This window comes from Streptomyces sp. VTCC 41912 (assembly GCF_045799175.1).
In the GTDB taxonomy this organism is placed as follows: Bacteria; Actinomycetota; Actinomycetes; order Streptomycetales; family Streptomycetaceae; genus Streptomyces; species Streptomyces albulus_C.
Genome location: NZ_JBJMAB010000038.1, coordinates 1 through 21,625 on the forward strand (window position 1 = coordinate 1; position 21,625 = coordinate 21,625).

At 72.1% G+C, this 21,625-nt stretch carries 17 protein-coding genes and 1 pseudogene; 9 read left to right on the forward strand and 9 right to left on the reverse strand.

Features of this window, described 5'->3' with window-relative positions; all coding sequences use genetic code 11:
• Positions 1 to 130: 130 nt before the first annotated feature.
• From ACJ6WD_RS33780 to ACJ6WD_RS33790, 3 genes are all read right to left on the reverse strand, one after another.
• Positions 131 to 1,135, reverse strand: coding sequence for a TauD/TfdA family dioxygenase (locus tag ACJ6WD_RS33780; protein ID WP_407617149.1), 1,005 nt, complete (start codon positions 1,133 to 1,135; stop codon positions 131 to 133).
• Positions 1,136 to 1,301: 166 nt separating this feature from the next.
• Complete coding sequence (locus ACJ6WD_RS33785; protein WP_407617150.1) at positions 1,302 to 3,815, reverse strand: non-ribosomal peptide synthetase; 2,514 nt, start codon at positions 3,813 to 3,815, stop codon at positions 1,302 to 1,304.
• Between the two features lie 112 nt (positions 3,816 to 3,927).
• The gene (locus ACJ6WD_RS33790) at positions 3,928 to 6,558 is read right to left on the reverse strand and encodes a Pls/PosA family non-ribosomal peptide synthetase (RefSeq protein ID WP_407617151.1); all 2,631 of its coding nucleotides are present in this window, start codon (positions 6,556 to 6,558) and stop codon (positions 3,928 to 3,930) included.
• Between the two features lie 786 nt (positions 6,559 to 7,344).
• On the opposite strand from ACJ6WD_RS33790, the gene ACJ6WD_RS33795 reads away from it, so the two are divergent.
• Positions 7,345 to 8,598: an FAD-dependent oxidoreductase gene (locus tag ACJ6WD_RS33795; protein WP_376439405.1), complete on the forward strand. Its 1,254-nt coding sequence runs from the start codon at positions 7,345 to 7,347 to the stop codon at positions 8,596 to 8,598.
• Positions 8,599 to 8,634: 36 nt separating this feature from the next.
• Here the strand turns inward: ACJ6WD_RS33795 and ACJ6WD_RS33800 are convergent, their stop codons facing one another.
• Positions 8,635 to 10,140 carry a cryptochrome/photolyase family protein gene (locus tag ACJ6WD_RS33800; RefSeq protein WP_407617152.1) on the reverse strand — a complete coding sequence of 502 codons (1,506 nt, stop codon included), beginning with the start codon at positions 10,138 to 10,140 and terminating at the stop codon, positions 8,635 to 8,637.
• A 665-nt stretch (positions 10,141 to 10,805) separates the two neighbouring features.
• On the opposite strand from ACJ6WD_RS33800, the gene ACJ6WD_RS33805 reads away from it, so the two are divergent.
• Positions 10,806 to 11,267, forward strand: coding sequence for a hypothetical protein (locus ACJ6WD_RS33805; RefSeq protein ID WP_407617153.1), 462 nt, complete (start codon positions 10,806 to 10,808; stop codon positions 11,265 to 11,267).
• A gap of 159 nt (positions 11,268 to 11,426) precedes the next feature.
• On the opposite strand, the gene ACJ6WD_RS33810 is transcribed toward ACJ6WD_RS33805, so the two are convergent.
• From ACJ6WD_RS33810 to ACJ6WD_RS33820, 3 genes are read right to left on the reverse strand one after another with little or no spacing between them, the layout of a single operon-like run.
• Positions 11,427 to 12,056 carry an LUD domain-containing protein gene (locus tag ACJ6WD_RS33810; RefSeq protein WP_233661399.1) on the reverse strand — a complete coding sequence of 210 codons (630 nt, stop codon included), beginning with the start codon at positions 12,054 to 12,056 and terminating at the stop codon, positions 11,427 to 11,429.
• Positions 12,053 to 13,492 (reverse strand): LutB/LldF family L-lactate oxidation iron-sulfur protein, encoded by a 1,440-nt coding sequence (locus ACJ6WD_RS33815; RefSeq protein WP_407617154.1) that lies wholly within the window; start codon positions 13,490 to 13,492, stop codon positions 12,053 to 12,055. The genes ACJ6WD_RS33810 and ACJ6WD_RS33815 overlap by 4 nt, the downstream gene beginning before the upstream one ends.
• Positions 13,489 to 14,268: a (Fe-S)-binding protein gene (locus ACJ6WD_RS33820; protein WP_407617155.1), complete on the reverse strand. Its 780-nt coding sequence runs from the start codon at positions 14,266 to 14,268 to the stop codon at positions 13,489 to 13,491. The genes ACJ6WD_RS33815 and ACJ6WD_RS33820 overlap by 4 nt, the downstream gene beginning before the upstream one ends.
• 161 nt (positions 14,269 to 14,429) lie before the next feature.
• Here ACJ6WD_RS33820 and ACJ6WD_RS33825 point away from each other — a divergent pair, with 161 nt between their 5' ends.
• Together ACJ6WD_RS33825 and ACJ6WD_RS33830 are read left to right on the forward strand one after the other, a co-directional pair.
• On the forward strand, positions 14,430 to 15,095 hold the full coding sequence (locus ACJ6WD_RS33825; protein ID WP_376555224.1) for a GntR family transcriptional regulator: 666 nt from the start codon (positions 14,430 to 14,432) through the stop codon (positions 15,093 to 15,095).
• A gap of 144 nt (positions 15,096 to 15,239) precedes the next feature.
• A complete protein-coding gene (locus ACJ6WD_RS33830; RefSeq protein WP_374206895.1) occupies positions 15,240 to 15,818 on the forward strand; it encodes an MSMEG_1061 family FMN-dependent PPOX-type flavoprotein in 579 nt (192 codons plus the stop codon).
• 18 nt (positions 15,819 to 15,836) lie between these two features.
• On the opposite strand, the gene ACJ6WD_RS33835 is transcribed toward ACJ6WD_RS33830, so the two are convergent.
• Positions 15,837 to 16,700, reverse strand: coding sequence for an SDR family NAD(P)-dependent oxidoreductase (locus ACJ6WD_RS33835; protein ID WP_407617156.1), 864 nt, complete (start codon positions 16,698 to 16,700; stop codon positions 15,837 to 15,839).
• A gap of 58 nt (positions 16,701 to 16,758) precedes the next feature.
• Between ACJ6WD_RS33835 and ACJ6WD_RS33840 the strand changes: the two genes are divergently transcribed.
• The 5 genes and pseudogenes from ACJ6WD_RS33840 (at position 16,759) to ACJ6WD_RS33860 (ending at position 20,342) form a co-directional block, all read left to right on the forward strand.
• Positions 16,759 to 17,478, forward strand: a complete 720-nt coding sequence (locus ACJ6WD_RS33840) for a TetR/AcrR family transcriptional regulator (protein WP_407617157.1) — start codon at positions 16,759 to 16,761, stop codon at positions 17,476 to 17,478.
• A 192-nt stretch (positions 17,479 to 17,670) separates the two neighbouring features.
• The gene (locus ACJ6WD_RS33845; RefSeq protein ID WP_407617158.1) at positions 17,671 to 18,408 is read left to right on the forward strand and encodes a DUF998 domain-containing protein; all 738 of its coding nucleotides are present in this window, start codon (positions 17,671 to 17,673) and stop codon (positions 18,406 to 18,408) included.
• 213 nt (positions 18,409 to 18,621) lie between these two features.
• A pseudogene (locus ACJ6WD_RS33850) lies at positions 18,622 to 18,765 on the forward strand (FAD-dependent oxidoreductase); the annotation flags it as partial.
• 162 nt (positions 18,766 to 18,927) lie between these two features.
• The gene (locus ACJ6WD_RS33855) at positions 18,928 to 19,809 is read left to right on the forward strand and encodes a serine protease (protein WP_376439381.1); all 882 of its coding nucleotides are present in this window, start codon (positions 18,928 to 18,930) and stop codon (positions 19,807 to 19,809) included.
• A gap of 272 nt (positions 19,810 to 20,081) precedes the next feature.
• Positions 20,082 to 20,342, forward strand: coding sequence for a hypothetical protein (locus tag ACJ6WD_RS33860; RefSeq protein ID WP_407617159.1), 261 nt, complete (start codon positions 20,082 to 20,084; stop codon positions 20,340 to 20,342).
• A gap of 111 nt (positions 20,343 to 20,453) precedes the next feature.
• Here ACJ6WD_RS33860 and ACJ6WD_RS33865 read toward each other — a convergent pair whose 3' ends face one another.
• Positions 20,454 to 21,614: an agmatine deiminase family protein gene (locus tag ACJ6WD_RS33865; RefSeq protein WP_331248932.1), complete on the reverse strand. Its 1,161-nt coding sequence runs from the start codon at positions 21,612 to 21,614 to the stop codon at positions 20,454 to 20,456.
• Positions 21,615 to 21,625 lie beyond the last annotated feature (11 nt).

Consider the following 21,625-nt stretch of genomic DNA (forward strand, 5'->3'; position numbering starts at 1 on the left):
ATCAGGTCCACGATCTCGGGTGCCCTTCCCTGGAGGGCGCGTTGGACCTGGGCCCCGGAGATCACCGCGAACGGCGGTACGGTACGGGGCGTGGCGGTCGCGGGCCCGTCGGCCGCGGAGTGCAGGGTCGTCATGGCGTGGTCACCTCGATGGTGGGCGAGCAGTCGGCCAGGGACGTGGGAGCGCCCATGCCGACGAGGACTTCGCGGGGGCCGTCGAACGGCTCCCGGCTGTGTGCGGTGCGGACGTTGTCGACGAGCAGGAGGTCACCGGCGCGCCAGGGCTCGCGGACGGTGTGGTCCTGGTACACGGCGTTGAGGAGTTCGATGACGTCGGGCTCGATGGGGTCGCCGTTGCCGTAGCGGGTGTTGAAGGGGAGTCCGTCGGCGCCGTAGGTGTCGACCAGGTATTCCCGGATCTCCGGGGCGATCGTCCATTCGTTGAGGAAGGCGATCTGGTTGAACCAGCAGCGGCGTCCGGAGACCGGGTGGCGCACGACGGCGCTGCGGCGTTGGCGGGTGCGGAGGGTGCCGTCGGGTTGCCAGTCGAAGGCGATGGCGTTGGCGCGGCAGTAGCGTTCGACGGCCTCGCGGTCGTCGGTGCCGAACGCCTGGGCGACGGAGGCCCCGATCTCGTCGTTGTAGCTTCGGGTCAGCAACCAGCCCTGCCGTTCGAAGGGCTTGATCAGCTTCTTGGGGAGGGCGTCGAGGACGGCGCTCGCGTCGGCGACCGCGGTGGCTCCGCCGTCGGTGGGTGCGGTGCGGCAGGCGAAGAGCATCAGGCCGGGGAAGCGGAGCGCGTAGCTGAGCTCGTGGTGCATGCACATCGGCTGGTTCTGCGGCCACGGGGAGGAGGAGTAGACGCCCTGCCCGTGGTCGTCCCGCGGCGCGAAGCTCTCGCGCTCCACCATCAGGTCCGGCGACAACGCGGGGAAGGTCGTGGCGATCCGGTCGACGTCGGCCAGCCCCAGTCCGCGGACCAGCACTGCGCCGTGCTCCGCGAGGACGGCGCGCAGGGCATCCCGGTTCCGGGCGGCCCACTGCGCGGGGTCCGCGCCCGCTTCGGCGGTGAGGATCGGGGGCCGGCCCGGCTGGCGGTCCAGGTCGAGCGCGATCGTTGACTGTGGCAGTGACATGTCGGTGCCTTTCCTGTCCGCGGCTGCTCCGCGTTCCCCACGAGGGGGCGGGGCGGCCGTGCCGTGTGCGGCCTCATCGGGATCGTCTGGACGTCGGTGCGCGCGGCGGTCCGCGCCCCGCGCGGGCGAGGTGCGCGCGCAGGCGCGCGGGTGCCCGGTGCGTGGATCACGGTGGCGGTGCGGGGACGGCGCGCGGGTCGCCCACGCGCTCCTCGTGCCCGTCGAGCAGGGCGGCCAGGTCGGCCAGGACCGGGTGACTGGCCAGGTCCTTGAGCGAGACGGCCCGGTCGAGCGCGATCACGAGTTTCAGCGCCGAGAGCGAGGTGCCGCCCCGGCGGAAGAAGTGGTCCAGCCGACCCACCTCGTCCTCCCGGATGCCGAGCACCTCCGCCCAGGCACGGGCCAGTCGCACCTCGGTGGGGGTGTGCGGAGCGCGGTCGGCGGCCTCGGGCTCCTGCGGCCGGGCGACGAGACGGGCCAACTCCTTGTTGTCGACCTTCCCGTTGGCGGTCAGGGGGAGCCGCTCCAGCCACTGGAAGGCGCTGGGGAGCATGTAGGGGGGCAGTGCCTTCCCGAGGTGTCCGCGCAGGTCGTCCGTCTCCAGGGGCTGCGGGCCGGTGTAGAAGGCCACCAGGTGTTGTGCCTGGCTCTCGTCGCCGACGGCCAGCACCGCGCCGTCACTGACCCCCGGCACCCGCAACAGGGCGTTGGCCACGTCACCGATCTCGATGCGGAAGCCGCGGATCTTGACCTGGGCGTCGCGTCGCCCGAGGAAGTCCAGTTTCCCGCCGGGCAGCCACCGGCCGTAGTCGCCGCCCTTGTACAGGCGTTGTCCGATGCGGTGGGGGTCGTCGAGGAAGGCCGCGCAGGTGCGTTCGGGGTCGTTGACGTAGCCGCGGCCGACGCAGACGCCGGAGAACACGATCTGCCCGGGAGCGCCCAGCGGCACGGGCTGGAGGTCGTCGTCGACGACGTAGACGCGGACGTTGGGCACGCACGGTCCGAGCGGGACCCGCTCGCCGTCCGGCGGCCGGTCCATGACCTCGTGGTTGGTGTCGTCGGAGGTCTCCGTCAGGCCGTAGGCGTTGACGAGCCGGACGTCGGGCCGCACCGCGAACCAGCGGTGCGCGAGGGTGATCTTGAGCGCCTCCCCGGTGACGGAGACGCAGCGGAGGTCCGGCAGCGGGCGGGGGTGCCGTTCGAGGTCGGACAGGACGGCTTCGAGGTAGGAGGGGACGACTTGCAGGACGGTGACGCGGCCGTCGGCGAGGGTGTCGACGAAGCGTGGGACGTCCATGATGGTGTGCTGGTCGACGAGGTGGGTGCGGCCGCCGACGAGGAGGGCGGTGACCAGTTGCCACAGGGAGATGTCGAAGCATTGGGGGGCGGTCTGGGCGACGACCTGTCCTTCGGTGATGCCGAGGTCGGTGATCTTGGCGTGCAGGTGGTTGAGGAATCCGGCGTGCTCGCACATCGCGCCTTTGGGCTCCCCGGTGGAGCCGCTGGTGAAGTAGATGTACGCGAGTTGGTCCGCCGCCACCTTGACGCCCAGGTCCTCCGCGGACTGGGTCCGGTCGTGCGCGGCGTCGACGCCGAGCGTACGGACGTCCGGCACGGCGCTGAGCGCCTGGTCCAGCGTGGCCGTGTTCCCGGACTCGGTCAGGACGAGATGGCATGCGGCGCGCGCGAGCATGGTCGCGATCCGGTCGGCGGGGAAGCCCGGCTCGATGGGGAGGTAGACGCCGCCGGCCTTGAAGACGGCCAGCACGGCGGCCAGCCAGTCCAGATTGCGTTCGGTGACGACCGCCACGACGTCCTCGTGCCCCAACCCCCGCTCCAACAGGGCCCGTCCCAGGCGGTTGGCCCGCTCGTTGAGTTCCCGGTAGGTGCACCGTCGGGTGCCGTGGACCGCGGCGACGGCGTCCGGATGGACCCGCACGCGCTCCTCGAACAGCTCGTGGAAGCGCCGATCGGGCAGCTCCCGGTGCGGCCCGGCCAGGCCCTCCAACTGCAGACGGCGCTCCGCGGCCGACAGCAGCGCCGACGGCACCGGCGCGGCCTGCGGATCGGCGGCGAACTGGGTCAGCGCGGCGCGGTGGTAGCCGGCTATCCGGGCGGCGGCCGCCGCGTCCAGCGCCGCGGTCCGGTACCGCACGCCCAGTGTGAAGCCGTCGCCCTCCCAGGACGCCGTCACCCGCAGCACGGTGCCCGCAGCCAGTTCGTCCACCGCCCCCGCCAGATCCAGTTCGGTCTCGAACAGGACGTGGTCCAGGCCCAGTTGGCGCGAGAGCTCGGTGGCGGTGACCCCGCGGTGGGGGAGCAGTCCGGCCACCGCACGGGTGGACCGCTCCACCAGTTCGCACCAGCTGGCACCGGTGGTGGACACCCGGCACGGCAACGGCGCGCCACCGTCGGGCGCACGGTACCCGGTGGTGACGTCCGGTTCCCCCGACAGCGCGGCGAGCACCGTGGCGTGGGCGGCCAACAGCACCGCTTCCACCGGGCTGCCGAGCGCCGCGGCCTGGCGGACCACGGCCGCCCCCGTCTTGGCGGGCAGCGCCAACTCGTACCCGGCCAGGTCGGTCCCCGCCTCGGTGGACCAGCGCGGAACCGCCGTGAACCCCCCTGCGGCCAGGGCCTGTTCCCAGTAGTCGCGGTCCGCTTCCGTCAGCTTCGTCATCGTCAGTGCTCCCTCTACTGCCTCGTGCCGCGGTGCCGCTGGCCCGCTCGCGGGCTGCGGCGGTGGTGGCTCGTACCGTGCTGGGTGGGCGGCCGGTCACGGTGGCCCGGGGTCAGCCGGGTGCCCGCTTGGCGACGGTCGTGCCGTGGTGCGGGGAGCGTCTTGGCGGTGTCCGGCGGTCCACCAGGGATGCGGGTTCCGGTTCGCCGTCTGCGGGGGAGACCACGGCACGGCGGACGTGCGTCTCGGTGGCGGGGTTGCCCGCCCAGAGGGCGTGGGGTGGTACGTCCTCGCCCTTCATGAGGAAGGAGTCGGCGGCGAGGGTGGCGCCGTCGCCCAGGGTGACGCCGTAGTGGACGAGCGCACCGACGCCGAGGGTGCAGCCGGCGCCGAGGGTGCTGCGGTCGGACTTGAAGGTGCCGTCTTCCTGGGAGTGGCATTGGATGCGGCTGCCGGCGTTGAGGGTGCAGTCGTCGCCGATGGTGGTGAGGGTCCGCTCGGAGGGGTGGCAGCCGTCGTCGAAGACCCGGCGTCCCAGGCGGACGCCGTGCAGGCGCCACACGAGGTTCTTGAAGGGGGTGCCGTTGAAGGCGTTGAGGTGGGTGTCGGGGACCTTCCACAGTCGCTCGTGGTGCCAGAAGTACGGGTCGTAGATGGACCGCACCTGGGGTTGCAACGGGCGGAACCGCTGGGTGTACCGCTCCACGAAGGCGAAGTACACGGCGGTGTACGCCATCACGAACACCAGGAACCCCGCGTCCAACAGGTGCCCGAGCACGTCGTCCCGGGTGGTGGTCACCAGGCTCAACAGCACCAACCCGAGGAAGTGCAGCCAGCGGACGAGCAGGATCAGGGCGATGGTGCGGAGGTTGTAGCGGTTCTTGGCGGCCAGGCGCCGGTGCAGTTCGTCGCCGCTGCGCAGGTGGTCGAAGCGACTGTCGCGCTCCACCGACCGCGGGATCTCGAAGCTCGGCGAACCCAGCAGGCCCACGCCCTCCCGGACCTCCCCGTCCAGCGGCACCATCACCTTGGTCGCCAGCAGGCAGTTGTCGCCGGTGCGCCCACCCGCCGGATAGGCGATGTGGTTGCCGAGGAAGTTGTGCTTGCCGATCGCCGTGCGGGCGACGCTGAAGGACGTGCTGGAGAACTCCGCGTTGACCAGCGACAGGCCGTCGGCGACCATCGTGCCGCTCCCGACGGAACTCAGGAACGGCGATTCGTGCTGCACGCCGCTGCCGAAGTTCGAACCGGTCTGCTCGACGGGGGAGAGGTCGTACCCCAACCGTTGCAGGTAGTGGACGATGTAGGAACTGTCACCGAACAGCCAGGTGAAGAACTTGACGTTGGTCAGCCGCGCGATCGAGCGGTGCGTGGCGTAGCGGAAGCCGTACAGCGGGTAGACCACCCCGGGTTCGACCGCTCGGCGCATCAGTCGCGGAGCGGTGAACACCACGGCCAGTCCCACCACGACGAAGCCGAAGAACAGCACCAGGGAGAGGACCAGCGCGTTCAGGTAGAACGTCGCCGACGACAGCTCCAGTCCGCTCAGCCTCCCCTCGTCGCCCAACACCGGGACCTTGGCCCACAGGACGGCGAAGACCAAGACGGTCAACGGCAGGACGACGAGCAGCGACCTGGCGAGGCCGGCCGCGGCGAAGACCGCACGCCGTCCCGTCCCGCACCGGGCCGGCGCCACCCGCAGGTACTCCACCTCCGTCGGCTGCGCGGGAGAGCCGTGCCAGTGCTGGCCGGCCGGCACCGCCTCGCCGGGTTGCAGGGCGGAGGCGTGTCCGAGCTGCGCGCCGTCCCCCATGGCGGTGTGCACGTCGAGGACGGTGTGCTCGCCGACGAACACGTTCCGGCCGAGGGTGACCGGCCCGGTCTGGATCCGCCCGGCGTGGGCCCGGTAGCAGAGCAGGAACGCGTCCTTGCGGATCACCGACCCGGTGCCGATGGTCAGCAGGTCGGTGCAGACGGGGACGGAGCGGGAGAGGACCGTGACGTGCCTGCCGATCCGGGCGCCCAGGGCCCGCAGGTAGAGCACGTACACCGGACTGCCGACGAACAGCACGATGGGGTTGGCGTGCACCAACACCTTCACGATCCAGAAGCGCAGGTAGGTCAGCCCCCAGACCGGGAACTCGCGGGCCGTCCACCGTCCGATGAGGAGCCACTTGGCCACGATCGGAAAGGCGCACAGGCCGAAGAATTCGGCGGCGCCGAAGACGACCGCCCGCCCGTAGAGGGCCAGGGGACCGGATCCACGGGAGACCCACTGGTATCCGCGGGTGGTGGCGAGCACGAGGACGTAGGAGTAGCCGAAGAAGAACAGCAACTGCAGGGCCCCGCACAGCACGTAGCGCGCGGTGCTGCCCGGCAGCGGCGCTTCGGTCGGTACCGGGGCGGTGCGCGGCGCGGGAGCCGAGGCCACGGGAGCGTCCGCACCCAGTGCCGCCGCCAGGCTCCGGACGGTCGGATGCTGGTAGACGTCCTTCATCGACACCGACGGCAGGTCCGCCCGCTTCCTGACCCGGGCGCAGAAATGGGCCATCACCATGGAGTCCGCGCCGAGATCGGCGAAGAAATGACCGTCGGCCGGAATCGGTTCGGTGCGCGTCATCACCTTTGCCAGCAATTCCGCGAAGGCCCGTTCCAGGCTGGCCACTGATTCTCCGCCGCCCGTCAGGGGTATGTCGTTTTCACCGGTTCCGCCGGACGGGCCGTCGGTAGATTCGTTCACCATGTGAGCTCCTTGAGCGCCTCATGCCTGCTTTTGCCGGCGGAAACCGACTCACCAGGAGTGCGGTCGGCAACGACCCATGAGGTGCCGCAGTGCCGGAGAAGCTTCGGCGTGCTCGGACCGGGTGCTTCCGGCGGCGATGAGTGTGTCGACCGAGCTGTTCCAGCAGCCTGAGCTGCTTCGATCGAGACCGGAGGACGACGGACCTTCCTCGCCTCCCGTGGGAAGGAAGCGCGCGGAGAACCGTGCCCCGAAGCGTGTTGCTGAGCCGATCCGATGGTGACCGACGCATCAGGCACGTCGGACCGGAAGAATTTCGGCACCTCCCTTCGCGCCGACCGCGGGTGGGACGGGAAATTCGGGTTCTCGGTTTGGCGTCCCCTCGTAAGGGGAATCGCTCGACCCTCAAATCCTCCGGCTTGAACAGCTCTTTATTCACCTATGACCGCAACGCTACCCGAGGCCCTCGGGGGCCACCATCGAATGCCGCCCGCCCAAGCGGTGCACCGAGGGCCGTCAGGCGCTCTGTTTCGGGGCCTGTGCAGCGGACTCGACGGGCGTCGTGAGCACCGTGGACCCTGGCCCGGTCGGGTGACGCCGAACGGTGGCGCGGGGCACCGCACTCCGGGCACGGGCGGCGAACAAGGGGAAAGCAGAGCAACAAGCCGGGCTTGGGACCGGCCCGGTCACCGTCGGCGCCGAACCGTGTCCGACGGCATACTGGAACGACGCCCGAACGCGTGGCGTGCCCGCCTGAACCCCGCGGACCCGGGATGTGAGGGAACGAGATTGAGCATCCGACACCTCGACCACACGGCGTGGGACGTCGTCGTGGTGGGCGCCGGGCCCGCCGGGCTGGCCTGCGCCGCGGACCTGTGCGCGGCCGGACTGCGGGTGCGGGTGGTGGAAGCCGGAGACCGGCCTGGCGGCCGGATGCGCACCGACCTTGTGGCGGGGTGCACCGTCGACCGGGGTTTCCAGGTCTTCAACACGGCCTATCCGCAAGTGCGGCGCCGGGTGCGACTGGATCGCCTGCGGCTGCGCCCGTTCACGCCCGGCTTCCTGGTGTGCGACGACGGCCGGCGCCTGCGGTTCGCCGACCCCACGCGCGCGGCCCGGCAGGCCCTGGAAGGGTTGGCGGGCGGCCTGGCCGGGCCGCGCGACCTGGCCGCCCTGGCCGCGCTGACCGGCCGGGACGTGCTCGCCCCCGCGACGCTGCTGCGGCGCGGGAAGGACACCACGACGCGCCGGGCGCTGGCCAGGGCGGGCTTCACCGACGACTTCGTGGCGCGGTTCTTCCGGCCGTTCCTGTCGGGGGTGTTCCTGGAGGACCAGTTGGCGACCTCCGGCCGCTTCTTCCACCTGGTCTGGCGGAGCATGGTCCGCGGCACCCTCTGCCTGCCGGCCGGCGGCATCGGGGCCGTTCCCCAGGTGTTGGCCGCCCAACTTCCTTACGGCACGGTGTCGTTGGAGTCGCCCGTCACGGAACTGACCGACGACGGAGTCCTCGTGGACGGGGACCGGGCAGTGACGGCCCGGGCCGTCGTCGTCGCGGTCGGGCCGGCGGCGGCCGCCCGCCTGCTCCCACGCCTGGCCGTACCGCCCTACCGCACGGTCACCACCTACCACCACCTCGCCACCCGCTCCCCGTTGCGCGAGCCGACGTTGATGACGGACGTGCGGGGACGCTTCGTGAACACCTGCGTGCTGAGCGAGGTCCACCCGGGCCACGCCCCGCGCGGCCACGCACTGGTGGCGACCTCCGCGTTGGGCGGCGACCTCGCGGGCCGGGAGCAGGCACTACGTACCGCCCTGGCGGAGTGCTACGAGACCGACACCGGTGACTGGGACCTGATCGCGACGCGCACGGTGGACGAAGCGCTGCCCGCGATGCCACCGGGACTGCCCCTCAGCCGCCGCACCCGGCTGGGCGCGGGCCGCTATGTGTGCGGTGACCACCGCGCGACGGGTTCGGTGCAGGGGGCGATGGCCTCCGGCGCCCGGGCCGCCCGCGAGGTGCTGGCGGACCTGACGGGCGGGTGAGCGCAGGCACCCGAACGGGCCACCCGCGCACCGGGCTCACGGCGGCCCCGCGTCCCACCGGCGGTCGGTGCGCAACACCTCGTCCAGGTCCCCCAGGCGATCCAGGCCGCGGATCGCCCGCGCGGTGCGCTGGTTGCCGGCGAGCAGCGCGCGGTGCCGGTCGGCGAAGGACCAGTAGCCGGTGGTGAACGGGCAGGCCCGCGGTCCGGTGCGGTCCGAAGGACGGTACGCGCAGTCCGCGCACAGGTCGCTCATGCGGTGGATGTAGGCGCCGCCGGAGGTGTAGGGCTTGGTGGTCATCCGGCCGCCGTCGGCGTACTGGGACATGCCGATGACGTTGGGCAGCATCACCCAGTCGTAGCCGTCGACGAAGCAGCGGTGGAACCAGTCGGTCACCGCACGTGGGTCCCAGCCGCGCTGCAGGGCGAAGTTGCCGAGGACCATCAGCCGCGGGATGTGGTGCGTCCAGCCGGTGTCGCGCACTTGGGCGAGGACGGTGGCCAGGCAGCGGGCGGTGACGGCGTCCGCGTCGAGCTCGCGGAACCAGTCGGGGAGCGGCGCGTGGTGCCACAGGGCGTTGCGGTGGCGGTAGTCGTCGCCGAAGTACCAGTACAACTGCCACACGTACTCGCGCCAGCCCGCGACCTGCCGCACGAAGCCCTCGACGCTGTTGACGGGCGCCCGGCCGGCCCGCCAGGCGTCCTCCGCCGCCGCCACGCACTCCGCGGGGTCGAGGAGGCCGAGGTTGAGGGAGGACGACAGCAGGCTGTGGCTCATCACCGGGTCGGCGGCGAGCATCGCGTCCTCGTGCGGGCCGAAGCCGGCGAGCCGGTGCCGGGCGAACCGCCGCAACGCGGCCTGCGCCTCACGTCGGGTGGCGGGGAAGCGGCGCGGCCCGTCCCGGCCGACGAAGCGGATGCCGTCCTCGCGCTCCCAACGGTCCAGGTCGGCGCGGACCTCCTCGTCGATGGTGTCCTCGCGGGGCCGGTAGGGCGCGGGCGCGCCGAGGGTGCGGCTGCCCTTGGGCGGGGCCTCCCGGTTGGCGTGGTCGTGGTTCCAGCGTCCGCCGGCCGGGGCGTCACCGTCCATGAGCAGGTCCAGCTCGCGGCGCACCCAGTGGTAGAAGTCCTCCTGCCGCAGGCGTCCGCCGCCGTGCTCGTCCGCCCAGGCACGGAACGCCTCGTGCGGCAGCAGGAATCCGCGGGCGGGCAACACCCGAACGTGCGGCAGGGAACGCACCAGGCGGAGGGCGGCGTGGGAGGTGGGGTGGTGCACGGTCAGGGTCCGGTCGGGCGCGGCCTCGCGCAGGCCCTCGCGGTAGGTCTCGGCGCGGACGTAGACGACCCGGTCGCCGAGTTCGGCGGCCCGGTGGCGCATCGCGGAGAGCACGAGATGGGCCTTGGCCCGGTGGAAGCGGCGCCGGCGGAACACCGAGCGGGCCTCGATCATCACCACGGGGGCGTCCCGGCCGGGTCCGTCCGCGCCACGGGCGAGGAAGTGCGGACCGAGCTGGTCGCCGAAGAGCCAGTGCGGGGTACTCATCGCGGCCATCCTGCTACGGCCGTCTGCCGCCGGCCCGCCGGAACGCGCCGAACCCGACGGCGGCGCGGCGGACGGGCGAGCCAGGGCGGCCAGGGGCAATGAGGGACGGTCAGCGAGGCTGCGGACCCCGTGGCAGCCACGGCGGGCGGTCCTCGTTGCAGGGGCAGCCCTCGTACGGTCCGCCCAGGAGTTCCACGCAATGGGGTTCCCGGAACCACTGGGGGCAGCGCAGCGGTCCGTGGTCCGCTCGGCCTTCGATCCTGCTGTCGGGCGGGGCGGGGGCGGCGTGAGCGGCGCCGACGGCGGTACCGGCAGTCAGTGCCGCCAGGGCCAGTGCCGCGAGGAGACGAGAGGTTCGCACACCCACAGCAACGAAGTGACGGCGGTCGGGTAACCGTCGGACCGGCCGTCAGCCGCCGGCCCGCGGCCGTCACGCCCGGGCCGGCACGCCCGCCGTGCCGCGGAGGTGCCCGATGCCGGTGTCGAGCGCCGCCTTGAGATGGGTGGAGTCGCCCGTGGACGTCATGACGATCACCCCTCCCTACGGAACTCCCGTCACCGGCCGGAACGTTTCTCTGAGACCTTCCGGCCAACCGCGAGACAATTACCGACGAACTGCCAGGAGTGCCCTACCAGTTGCCACTGCCACGCATACCGTCACAGGCATGACAACACCAACCAGTCCGGCCCTCGCGCAGGGAGGCTCCTGGACTCAGACCGGCCCGCTCACCTTCAACCACGTCCTCACCACCGACAGCGTCTACGAGAAGATCTCCGAGGTCCCGGCACTCACCATCCCCTATGCCGGAGTGTGGGAGATCGCCTACAACGCCCACACGAACTTCGCCCTCATCGCGAGCGGGGGTTTGCTGCTGATCCACACGGCGTTGTACAACAACGCCGGGATCATGCCCGGCAGTGAGGCAGTGACCGGCATCCAATCCGCCGCGGGTTTCGGCTTCCAGGCCACCGCCGGGCAGACGTTCCTGTACGCCTTCGCCGCCCCGGACAAGGTGATGCTCTACGGGTACCGCAACGGGGCCACCGCCACCGCCGGCGCCGCCATCTCCAGCGGTGACGACGGACGCACCGGAATCATGGCCCACTGGGTGAGCCCAGGGTTCTGAGCCTGCGCACACCCGAGTGAGGCGGGCGGTCGACGGCTTGTCCGGTGGATCGCTCCGTCCTACCGGACACGGCCTGGCGCGCGGCGCCGGACCGGGCCGAACGCCCCGCCGGCGCGCACCTCGGCCCGCCACCCGCCGCCGCGCGCACCGGACGCCGCGTCACGGCACGAGGAGCACGGTCAGCCGCCGCGGACCGTGCACGCCGCGGACGCGGATCATCTCGATGTCGGCGGTCGCGGAGGGCCCGCTGATCCACGTCAGGGGGCGCGCCGGCGCCAGCCGGCCGATGGCCTCGGGCATGGCGGAGTGCACCTGCGCGCCGCGGACGACGCAGACGTGCAGGTCGGGCAGGAGGGTGGGGGCGCGCCTGCCCTGGCCGGGCCCGCCGTCCAGGACGAGGGTGCCGGACTCCGCGACGGCTGCCGCACAGGTGGTCAGCACGGCGTCGGTGGCGTCGAGTTCGGCGTGGGTGAGTGGCGGGGCGTCGCGACGGACGACTCCCGACCAGCGGGCTAGCCAGGCGTCGGGCAGCCCGGCGGGGACGACGGCGGAGCCCGCTGCCGCGAGGGCGCCGGCGACCGCTGCCGGGAGGTCCGCCTCGGCGCTGCGGTGCACCTCGGCCCCGTACTCCGTCAGTCGCTCCACCAGCAGTGCGACGGCTGCCGACCGGTCGCCGGGAACCACCGCGGGGGCGTGGCGAAGGTAGGAGCGGGGGACGGGGCCGGGGTCTTTGGGCAGGTCGGCGGTGGCCTGGCGGATGCGGCGCAGCATGGCCTCGCGGGAACTCACTTGGTGCCTCCTTCGGTCCGCTTCCACCAACTGCGGAAGGACTCCTCGGGGATGTCGGGGAGTGCCCGGCTGTCGGTCCAGCCGCGCAACGGGCCGGGCAGCTGCGCGTTCTTGGGCACCAGGCGCCCGGCGGTGCCCGCGGCCTTCACGGCGGCGTTCCACAGCGCGCCGTGCCCCATGGCGCCCGCGACGGCCTTCAGGGCGACCCGTTCCGCGGGGTGCTTGACCTTCGCGTCGCCCTCGGCGATGTCGTGGCGGAGTTCGAGGAGGACGTCGGTGAAGCGGATCTTGACCGGGCAGACCTCGTTGCACGCGCCGCAGAGCGAGGAGGCGTAGGGCAGCGAGGCGGTCTGCGGATCGTCCGCCCCCTTGAGCAGCGGGTTGAGGATCGCGCCGATCGGGCCCGGGTACACCGAGCCGTACGCCTGGCCGCCGGTGCGCTCGTAGACGGGGCAGATGTTCATGCAGGCACCGCAGCGGATGCAGCGCAGGGCCTGGCGCCCGACCGGGTCGGCGAGCGCGCGGGTGCGGCCGTTGTCGACGAGCACCAGGTGGAAGGCGCGCGGGCCGTTGCCGTCGGTGACGCCGGTCCAGGTGCTGGTGTAGGGGGCCATCCGTTCGCCGGTGGCGCTGCGGGCCAGCAGTTGGAGGTAGACCTCCAGGTCCTGCCAGGTGGGGATGACCTTCTCGATGCCGACGACGGATATCAGGGTGTCCGCGAGGGTGAGGCACATGCGGCCGTTGCCCTCGGATTCCACGATGCACAGGGTGCCGGTCTCGGCGACCATGAAGTTCGCGCCGGAGACGGCGACCCGCGAGGTGAGGAACTTCTCGCGCATGTGCAGTCGGGCGGCCTCGGCGAGTTCCTCGGGGTCCTCGGAGAGTCCTTCGGGCGCCGGTCGACCGTGCTTCCCCATCTCCCGGACGAACACGTCGCGGATCTCGCTGCGGTTGCGGTGCAGCGCCGGGACCACGACGTGGGACGGCAGGTCGTCGCCGAGTTGCACGATGGCCGCGGCGAGGTCGGTCTCGCGGGCGCTGATCCCGGCCGCCGCCAGGGCCCCGTCGAGCCCGATCTCCTCCGTCAGCATCGACTTGACCTTGACGATCTCGGTTTCGCCGGTGTCCTGGACGAGGCGGGTGACGATGCGGTTGGCCTCCTCGGCGTCGCCGGCCCAGTGGACGGTCCCGCCCGCCGCGGTGACCTTCTCCTCGATCTGCTCCAGGTAGGTGTCGAGGTGGGCGAGGACGTCGTCCTTGAGTGCGGCCGCGGTGTCCCGCAGGTCCTGCCAGTCGGGGCGCTCGTCGACCAGCGCGGCGCGCTTGGTGCGGATGGTGTGCGTGGCGCGGCGGACGTTCGCGCGCAGTGGTGCGTCGGCGGTGGCGGTCTCGGCGGCCTTGGGGAAGGTGGGCCAGCCCATGAAGGTCTTGCTCATCGCAGTGCTCCGTTCCGTGCCACCGGTACGTCCGCGAGCGGTCCGTCGGCCCGGGTGCGGGCCAGGATCTCGACCAGGTGCAGGGTGCGGACGGCGTGGCCGTCCTTGGTGAGTCGGCCGCCGATGTTCATCAGGCACGAGTTGTCGACCGCGGCCAGCACGTGGGCGCCGGTCTCCCGCACGTGCCGGGCCTTGTCGCCGTTCATCGCGCCGGAGACGGCCCCGTTCTTGATCGAGAAGGTGCCGCCGAACCCGCAGCACTCCTCCTCGGCGGGCAGTTCGACGAAGTCGATGCCGTCGACCGCGCGCAACAAGCGGTAGGGACGGTCCCCCAGCCCCGTGGCCCGCAGGCTGTGGCAGGTGGGGTGGTAGGTGACGCGATGGGGGAAGTGGGCGCCCACGTCCTCCACGCCGAGGACGTCGGTGAGGTAGCGCGTCAACTCGTGGACGCGCGGGGCGATGGCGCGCACGTCGCGCAGCAGGCCGGCGTCCCCGGCCGCCTGGGCCGCGCGCTCGTACGCCTCGGAGGGCAGCCCGCCGCAGGAGGCCGAGGGCACGACGATCTCGTCGTACGTCTCGAAGACGTCCACGAAGTGGCGGGCGAGCTTGGCGGTCTCCTTGCGGTAGCCGGTGTTGTAGTGCATCTGCCCGCAGCAGCTCTGCCGCGGTGGGAAGTCCACGCTCACGCCGAGCCGTCGCAGGAGGCCGACCGTGGCTCGGCCGGTCTGCGGATGGAGCGCGTCATTGAGGCAGGTCACGAAGAGGGCGGTGCGCATCGTGTCTCCTTGGTCGCGGGAAGGGGGGAATCGGTCGCTCCGGCCACCGCTCGCCGGGCACCGGCCACCGGTCGTGACGGGGCGGGGGCGTCACGATGATAGACGTAAGCATAGACGGAAGATTAGGTGGATGTCTGCGGCGAGCAGGCACAATGGGTGCCATGACACCGTCGAAGCCGACCGCCGACCGCGCGTACGCCCACGTCCGGGAGCGCCTCCTGGACGGCCGCTACCCCGGCGGCGAGCTGCTCTCCGAGCGCGCCGTGGCCACCGAGCTCGGCCTGTCCAACACTCCCGTGCGCGAGGCGTTCCTGCGCCTGCAGGCGGAGGGCTTCCTGCGCCTGTACCCCAAGCGCGGCGCCCTGGTCGTGCCGGTGACGCCGGGTGAGGCGCACGCCGTCCTCCAAGCGCGGCTGCTGATGGAGCTGTTCGCGCTGGACGCCCTGGCGGCGCGGGGTCCGGAGGCGATGCGCCAGGCCGCCGAGACGCTGCCGCAGGCCGGGAACGACGCACCGGACGGCGTCTCGTCCCGGCGGGCGCTGGACGTCGCCCGCGCCTTCCACACCCAGCTCATGCGGGCCGGTGGCAACCCCGTCCTGGCGCGGCTCCACGAGAACCTCTGGGACCAGCAGATCCGCATCGCGGCGGCCTCGACGGCGGGCCCCGGCCATGCCGCCGACGACCTCGGCGAGCACGCCGCCATCACCGAGGCCATCCGCCGCGGCGACGGCACCGCCGCCCGCGCACTCCTCACCCGCCATGTGGCGGCGGTCCTGCACCGGATCGGCCTCGCGGGCGGCTCGGCCCTGCTGCCTCCCGTGGCGTGATCGCCGCGTTCGCGGCCCGGGCGATGCCCGCGAACCCTTAGGTGAGGCTAACCTAATGACTGTCGGTTAGGGTGGGTGCGGCAACCCCCTCCGGCGGTGCCCCAGTCGTCGTTGGAGCATCACGTACGACCTGAGGAGCCGGCCTTGCCGCACGTCACGCACGCCCTGGAACCCCGCACGGCCCAAGGGCGCGGCGATGGACTGGTGGAGCTGCGTTCCCCGGAGCGGCTGCGCGAGATCCTCGGCGAGCCGCACCCCGCGGTGATCGACAAGGTGCACGACCAACTGGACGACCAGGACCGGGAGTTGCTCGCCCGTTCGCCGTTCTGCCTGCTCGCCACGGCGGACGCCCACGGCAACTGCGACGTGTCGCCGCGCGGCGACGGCCCCGGCTTCGCGCACGTCGTCGACGCCCGCACGGTGGCCCTGCCGGACTGGCCGGGCAACCGCCGCGGGGACAGCTTCCACAACGTCCTGGCGAACCCGCGTGCCGGCCTGCTGTTCCTCATACCGGGCGCCAAGGACGTGCTCCGCGTCAACGGCCGCGCGCGCATCCTCACCGACGCCCCCTTCTTCGCCGACATGGCGGTCAAGGGGCAGCGGCCGAGGCTCGCGCTGCTCCTCGACGTCGACGAGGTCTACCTGCACTGCCCGCGGTCGCTGAACCGCTCGGGGCTGTGGAGCCCGGACACCTGGGGGCGGTCCGCGGGGCAGCCGGCCTAGCCGGTCGGTGCCCGCCGGCTACGCGGCGTCCGGCGGGAGCGCGACCGGGTACTCCGCGCCGAAGTCGGCGGAGACCGAGACGGTCCGCCAGGCTTCGGCCTCGGCGCTCTGCCGGCGCGCGTGGTCGAGCGCCATCCGGGCCGCGTTCGCGCCCAGCGGCAGGTGGGTGGGGAGGTGGTCGCGCTTGACCACGCGCACCAGGATCTCGGCGGCGCGGTCCGGGTCGCCGGCGGACCGGCTGCCGCGGGCCCGCTCGGTGAAGGCGCCCACGGTCTCCTGGTACTCCGGCGGGACGTCCTGGACGTCCATGGAGGAGCCGGCCCAGTCGGTGGCGAAGCCGCTGGGTTCGACGACCAGGTAGCGGATCCCGAACGGCGCGGTCTCGGTGGCGAGCACCCGGGTGAGGCCGTCGATGGCGAACTTGGCCGCCTGGTAGGAGCCCAGGCCGGCACTGCCGCCCACCCGGCCGCCGATCGAGGAGAACTGCACGACGGTGCCGCCGCCCTGCGCCTTCAGGAGGGGGAGCGCCGTCTTGGAGACGTTGTACACGCCCCAGAAGTTCGTCTCGAACTGGCGGCGGAAGTCGTCCTCCGGCGCCGTTTCGACCGGGGCGACGTTCGCGTAGCCGGCGTTGTTGACGAGCACGTCGATGCGGCCGAAGCGGTCGCGGGCGGCGTCGAGGGCGGCCGCGGCGGCGGCGGCGTCGGTCACGTCGAGCGCGACCGGGAGCACCCGGTCGCCGTACCGCTCGGTCAGGTCGGAGAGCTGTTCCGGCTTGCGGGCGGTGGCGACGACCCGGTCGCCCGCTTCCAGGGCGGCCACGGCGAGGGAGCGGCCGAGGCCGCGGGATGAACCGGTGAGGAACCACGTCTGAGTTGCCATGGAGATAGCGAAACACGGTTGCGTTAATAGTGCAACCGTGTTGCGTTACGATGGCGTCATGGCCAGTCGCAGTCAGCCCACCAGAGCCCGCAGCTCCGAGGCCAAGCTCGCCCGCGAGGCCGCGATCCTCGACGCGGCGGCCCGCCTGGCCACCGCGCACGGCATCCGCACGGTGACCTTGACCGACATCGCCGCCGAGGTCGGCATGCACAAGTCGGGAATGCTCCGCTACTTCGAGACCCGGGAAGAGATCTTCCTGCGCCTGGCCGCCGCCGGGTGGGTCGAGTGGTCGCGGGCGGTGCGCGAGCGGCTCGTCGACGCGGCGCCGGACGCGGGCGACGCGCGCGCCGCCCGGTCCGCCGACGGCGTGCGCCACGAGCCCCGCTCGCGCGCGGTGGCCGGTCTGTTGGCGGAGTCGCTGGTGGCGCGGCCGCTGTTCTGCGATCTGCTCGCCCACACGCCGATGAACCTGGAGCGCAACGTGTCGCTGGAGAGCGTCCGTTGCTTCAAGGTCACCGCCCTCGCCGAGGTCGCCGCGGTGGGCGAGGCGCTGTGCCGGGTGGCCGCGCTGAGCCCGGCGCAGGCCGGCAACGTCGTCGCCACCGCCACGTCCATGGCCGGCGCGCTGTGGCAGATGGCCGCCCCGGGCACCGAACTGCGCCGCCTGTACGAGACGGACCCGGACCTCGGCCACGCCGTCGTCGACGTCGTCCCCCGGCTGACCGACATCCTCGGCGCCATGCTCCGGGGGTACCGCGCCGGCGGCGAAGCAGAGTAGGCGAGGGCGCGCCGCGCACCTCCCCCGAAAGGACCGGCCCCTCCTCCCCGTCACGGCGCCCCCGGTGTCCCCCGTTGCGGGGAGGTGGGGAACCGCCTCGCCTGAGAACCTTCGCGAACACCCCGCCCGGCGAACCTCCGTGCAGCCCCTGCGCGGAGGTCCACCGCGCACCCCGGTCCGCGAAGGGAAGCCATGACCTCATCATCCGCTCCGCACATACCGCGGGCACCGCACCCGCAGCGCCCCGCCCACCGCGTCTCCCCGGCCGTGCGGCTCGGTGCGGCCGCATGGATCGTCGCGGCCGTGCAGTTCCTCGTCGTCCAAGTGGTCGTCGCCTCCGCCTGGCGTACGCCCTTCAGCTGGGCGACGAACAACGTCAGCGACCTCGGCAACGTCCACTGCCGGACCTGGGACGCCTCCCGCCCCCGCTACGTGTGCTCACCGCTGCACGACGTCATGAACGCCTCCTTCGTCCTCCACGGCGCACTGCTGCTCCTCGGTACCGTGGCGACCGCCGCCTGTTGGGGCCGTGGTCGGCTCGCGGCAGCGGCCCGCATCCTGTTCGCCCTCAACGCGGCGGGGTGGGTCCTGGTCGGGTGCGTTCCCGCGGACGTCGACGAGAACCTGCACGTGCTGGGCGCGCTGCTCATCATGGGCCTGGGGAACCTCGGGCTGCTCTGCGCCGGATTCGTGCCGGTGGGCTCGCCGTTCGGCAGACTGCGCGCCGTGACGTTGGCCCTGGCCGCTGCCGCCGTGCTCGCGGCGTGGTCGTTCTTCGGTCAGCACGATCCCGGAACGGGCCTCGGCACCCTGGAGCGCATGGCGGCCTTCGCGGTCGACGCGTGGATCGTCGTCAGCGGCCTCGCCGCACTCCGCGCGCACCGAGCGGACGCCGCGGGAGGGCCGCGACCGTCGGTGCGCCGCGACTGAGCGGAGATCCCAACCGGCCCTTCCCGCAAGGTGTTTCGCGCCGGATGTGCGTCACTCCGGCTCCGTGTCACGAACCGGTCGAGCGCGGCCCCCGCGTCCGCCTCGGCCCGCGGATCCATGGCGGCGCCGGGCTCGCGCCTGCCGGCAGCACCACGTTCAACTCCGGGTGCCGTTCGGCGATCTCCGCCGCCGACTCGATGCCGGTCAGCCCGCTGCCGGATCTGCCCGACCGGCCGCGCGGCGGTCCGGTACAAGGAGACGGTGACGGCCTTGCCGTGGCCGACCTGCGGCCGCATGAAGAAGATGCCCGCTTCGGGCGCGTTCTGGCCCCGTGGGGGTCGCTTCACCCTTGCCTGAGGGGGCAGATGGCGGAGTGTCAGGCCGGCAATTTCTCCTCGTTCACCGAATCTCATTGCCGCGGGGCGCACGACGGCACAGAATGCGCATGACAAATCCGGAGGCGGTGGACGGGACCCCGCGTCATGCCGCGCCGGTACACAGAGTTGAGAGGACCCCCACATGCATCGACCTCTCGTCGGCACCCTGGCCACCGCCGTCATGGGAGCCGCCGCCCTGCTGGCCACCGCCGGTCCGGCGGGCGCCGCCCCGGCGGGCGCCCCCGCGCACCACAAGCCGAAGCCCCCGCGCACCAAGGCCGTTGACTTCGCCGGCACGGTGGCGTTGGACAATTGCTCCGGATCGATCGTCAAGATGCCCGCCTCGCAGCCGAACGACCCCGCGTTGGTGATGACCAACGGGCACTGCCTGGAGAGCGGGATGCCGTCGGCGGGGGAGGTGATAGTCGACCAGCCCTCCAGCCGCAGCTTCACCGTCCTGGACAAGTCCGCCGGCGACCTGGGCACGATCAAGGCCACCAAGGTCGCCTACTCGACGATGACCGACACCGATGTAACGCTGTATCAGACCGGTTCGACCTACGCGCAGATCGAGCAGAAGTACGGCATCAAGGCGCTGGAGCTGTCCGCCGACCACCCGACCAAGGGTGCCGGGATCACCGTCGTCTCCGGCTACTGGAAGAAGACCTACAGCTGTAGCGTCGACGGGTTCGCGCCCACCGTCAAGGAGGGTGACTGGACCTGGAAGGACTCGGTCCGCTACACCCCGGAGTGCAAGGTCATCGGCGGCACGTCCGGTTCGCCGGTGGTCGACAACAGCACCGGCAAGGTCACCGCCATCAACAACACCATCAACGAGAACGGCGAGCGGTGCACCCTCAACAACCCGTGCGAGGTCGATGAGAACGGCAACGTCACCGTCCACGACGGCATCGGCTACGCGCAGGAGACCTACTTCATCACCAAGTGCTTCGGCGCCGGCAACAAGCTGGACCTGAACGCCTCGGGCTGCACCCTGCCCAAGCCCTCGGGCGTGCGGCACTGACCCGTACGACGTGGAACCGGTCCCCGTGCACCCGCGTGCACGGGGACCGGTCGTTCGGGCAGCCGGACGCGGCCTTCACGACGCGTGGGTCGTCGGCGCCCTGCGCCACCAGCACGGCGTGCGGAGGTGCTCAACGGCGTCGATGCCTTCCTCCGTGGAATCGTCGTCGCTGCGGCAAGGTCAATCGCGTGTGGCATGTCAGCATTTCGACATGGTGGTATCGACGCCCTAGTGTCGGTGGTGTCAAAGTTTTGACATAGGGAGGGACTCCCATGTCCGTCACCATCGCCGACCCCGACCCCGACCCCGACCCCGACCCCGACCCCGCAGCCCTGCACGTCCGCGTCTCCTTCGCCCCGGCCGCCGCCGACGTCGCGCGACTGGCCGCCGTCGCCGACCGGTGGCGGCCGTACCGCAGTTGGGTCGCCACCCTGCTCCGCATCCGCGCCCAGGACACGTCCGGGCCGGGTCCCGCGTGCCAGGGCGCACCGCCACCCGTCACGTTTCGCGCGCGCGGAGGCGAGCGGTTCTGAGCTGTTGCGGGCGCATTCCGCATGTGGTGCGGAATGCGCCCTTGGGCATGGCGGGGTCGCCGGACTGGCGCCGGGCCCGCGGCAGCCAGGTGCGACGACGCCCGCCGCGGGTCAGGGCCGCGGTTGCTGCTGGGTGACGCAGTGGATGCCGCCGCCGCCCGCGCCGAGGCTGTCGATGTCGAGTTGTTCGACGACCCGGTCCGGGAAGATCTGCTGGAGCGTCGCCTTGGCCGCGGCGTCGGCCCGGGTGTCGCCGAACTGGGCGGAGATCACGGCGCCGTTGCACACGTAGTAGTTGGCGTACGCCGCGACGAACGTGGGACTGGTGGAGCGGATGCGTTGGTAGTCGGGGCCCTGGAGCGGGGTGACCGTGATCGGGTTGCCCCGGGCGTCGGTGGCCGTGGAGAGGATCCGGTACTGCTCGCGCGCGTCCTGCGACCAGGCGTCGGTGTCCGTGGCGAGCGGCGTCTGGACCAGACCGGAGGCGGCGGCCAGGAACCTGGAGGTGGCGTCGACGTGGTCGTCGGTGATGTCGCGCCCGGTCACGCCGTTGAACCAGATCACCTTGGTGGCCCCGTACGCCTCGTACAGCGCGCTTTCGACCTGTGCCTGGCTCAGGTCCGGGTTGCGGTTGGTGTTGAGGAGACTGCTCCTGGTGGCCATGAGCGTGCCGTCGCCGTCGGTCTCCACCGCGCCGCCCTCGCCGACGAAGCCGGCGGCGGTGAACGGCACTCCGAGGTGGGCCGCGATCCGCTCGGCGACCAGGGCGTCCTGGGCGTGGCGCTGCTTGCCGCCCCAGCCGTTGAAGTTCGTGCCGATGGCGTCCAGGCCGCCGGCGCCGTCGGTACGGAAGACGGGGCCGCTGTCGCGCATCCAGCAGTCGTCGACCGGGATCGTGTCGAGGACGGTCACGGAGGGGCCGCAGGCGTTCCTGGCTGCCTGCGCGCTGGCGGGGTTGGCGCACAGGGTGACGGGTTCGTACTTCGCGATCGTGCGGGCTATCAGGGCGATGTTCGTCTGGACGCCGGGGAGTTTCGGCCCCCAGACACCGGTGCTGTCGGGCCAGGCCATCCAGGTCCTGCTGTGGGCGACGGTGTCGACCGGTACGGCGAAGCCCTGTGCCGTGGCGGGTGCCGAGCCGGTGGCCAGGGCCTTGCCGGTGCCGGTCATCGACCAGGCGGCGCCGGCCGCGGCGAGGCCGGTGGCGACCAGGAAGCTCCTTCTGGCGAGGGCGCGGCTGACGCGGGTCTGTCGTGCGGAGTGGTCGTCCATCTCTGCTCTCC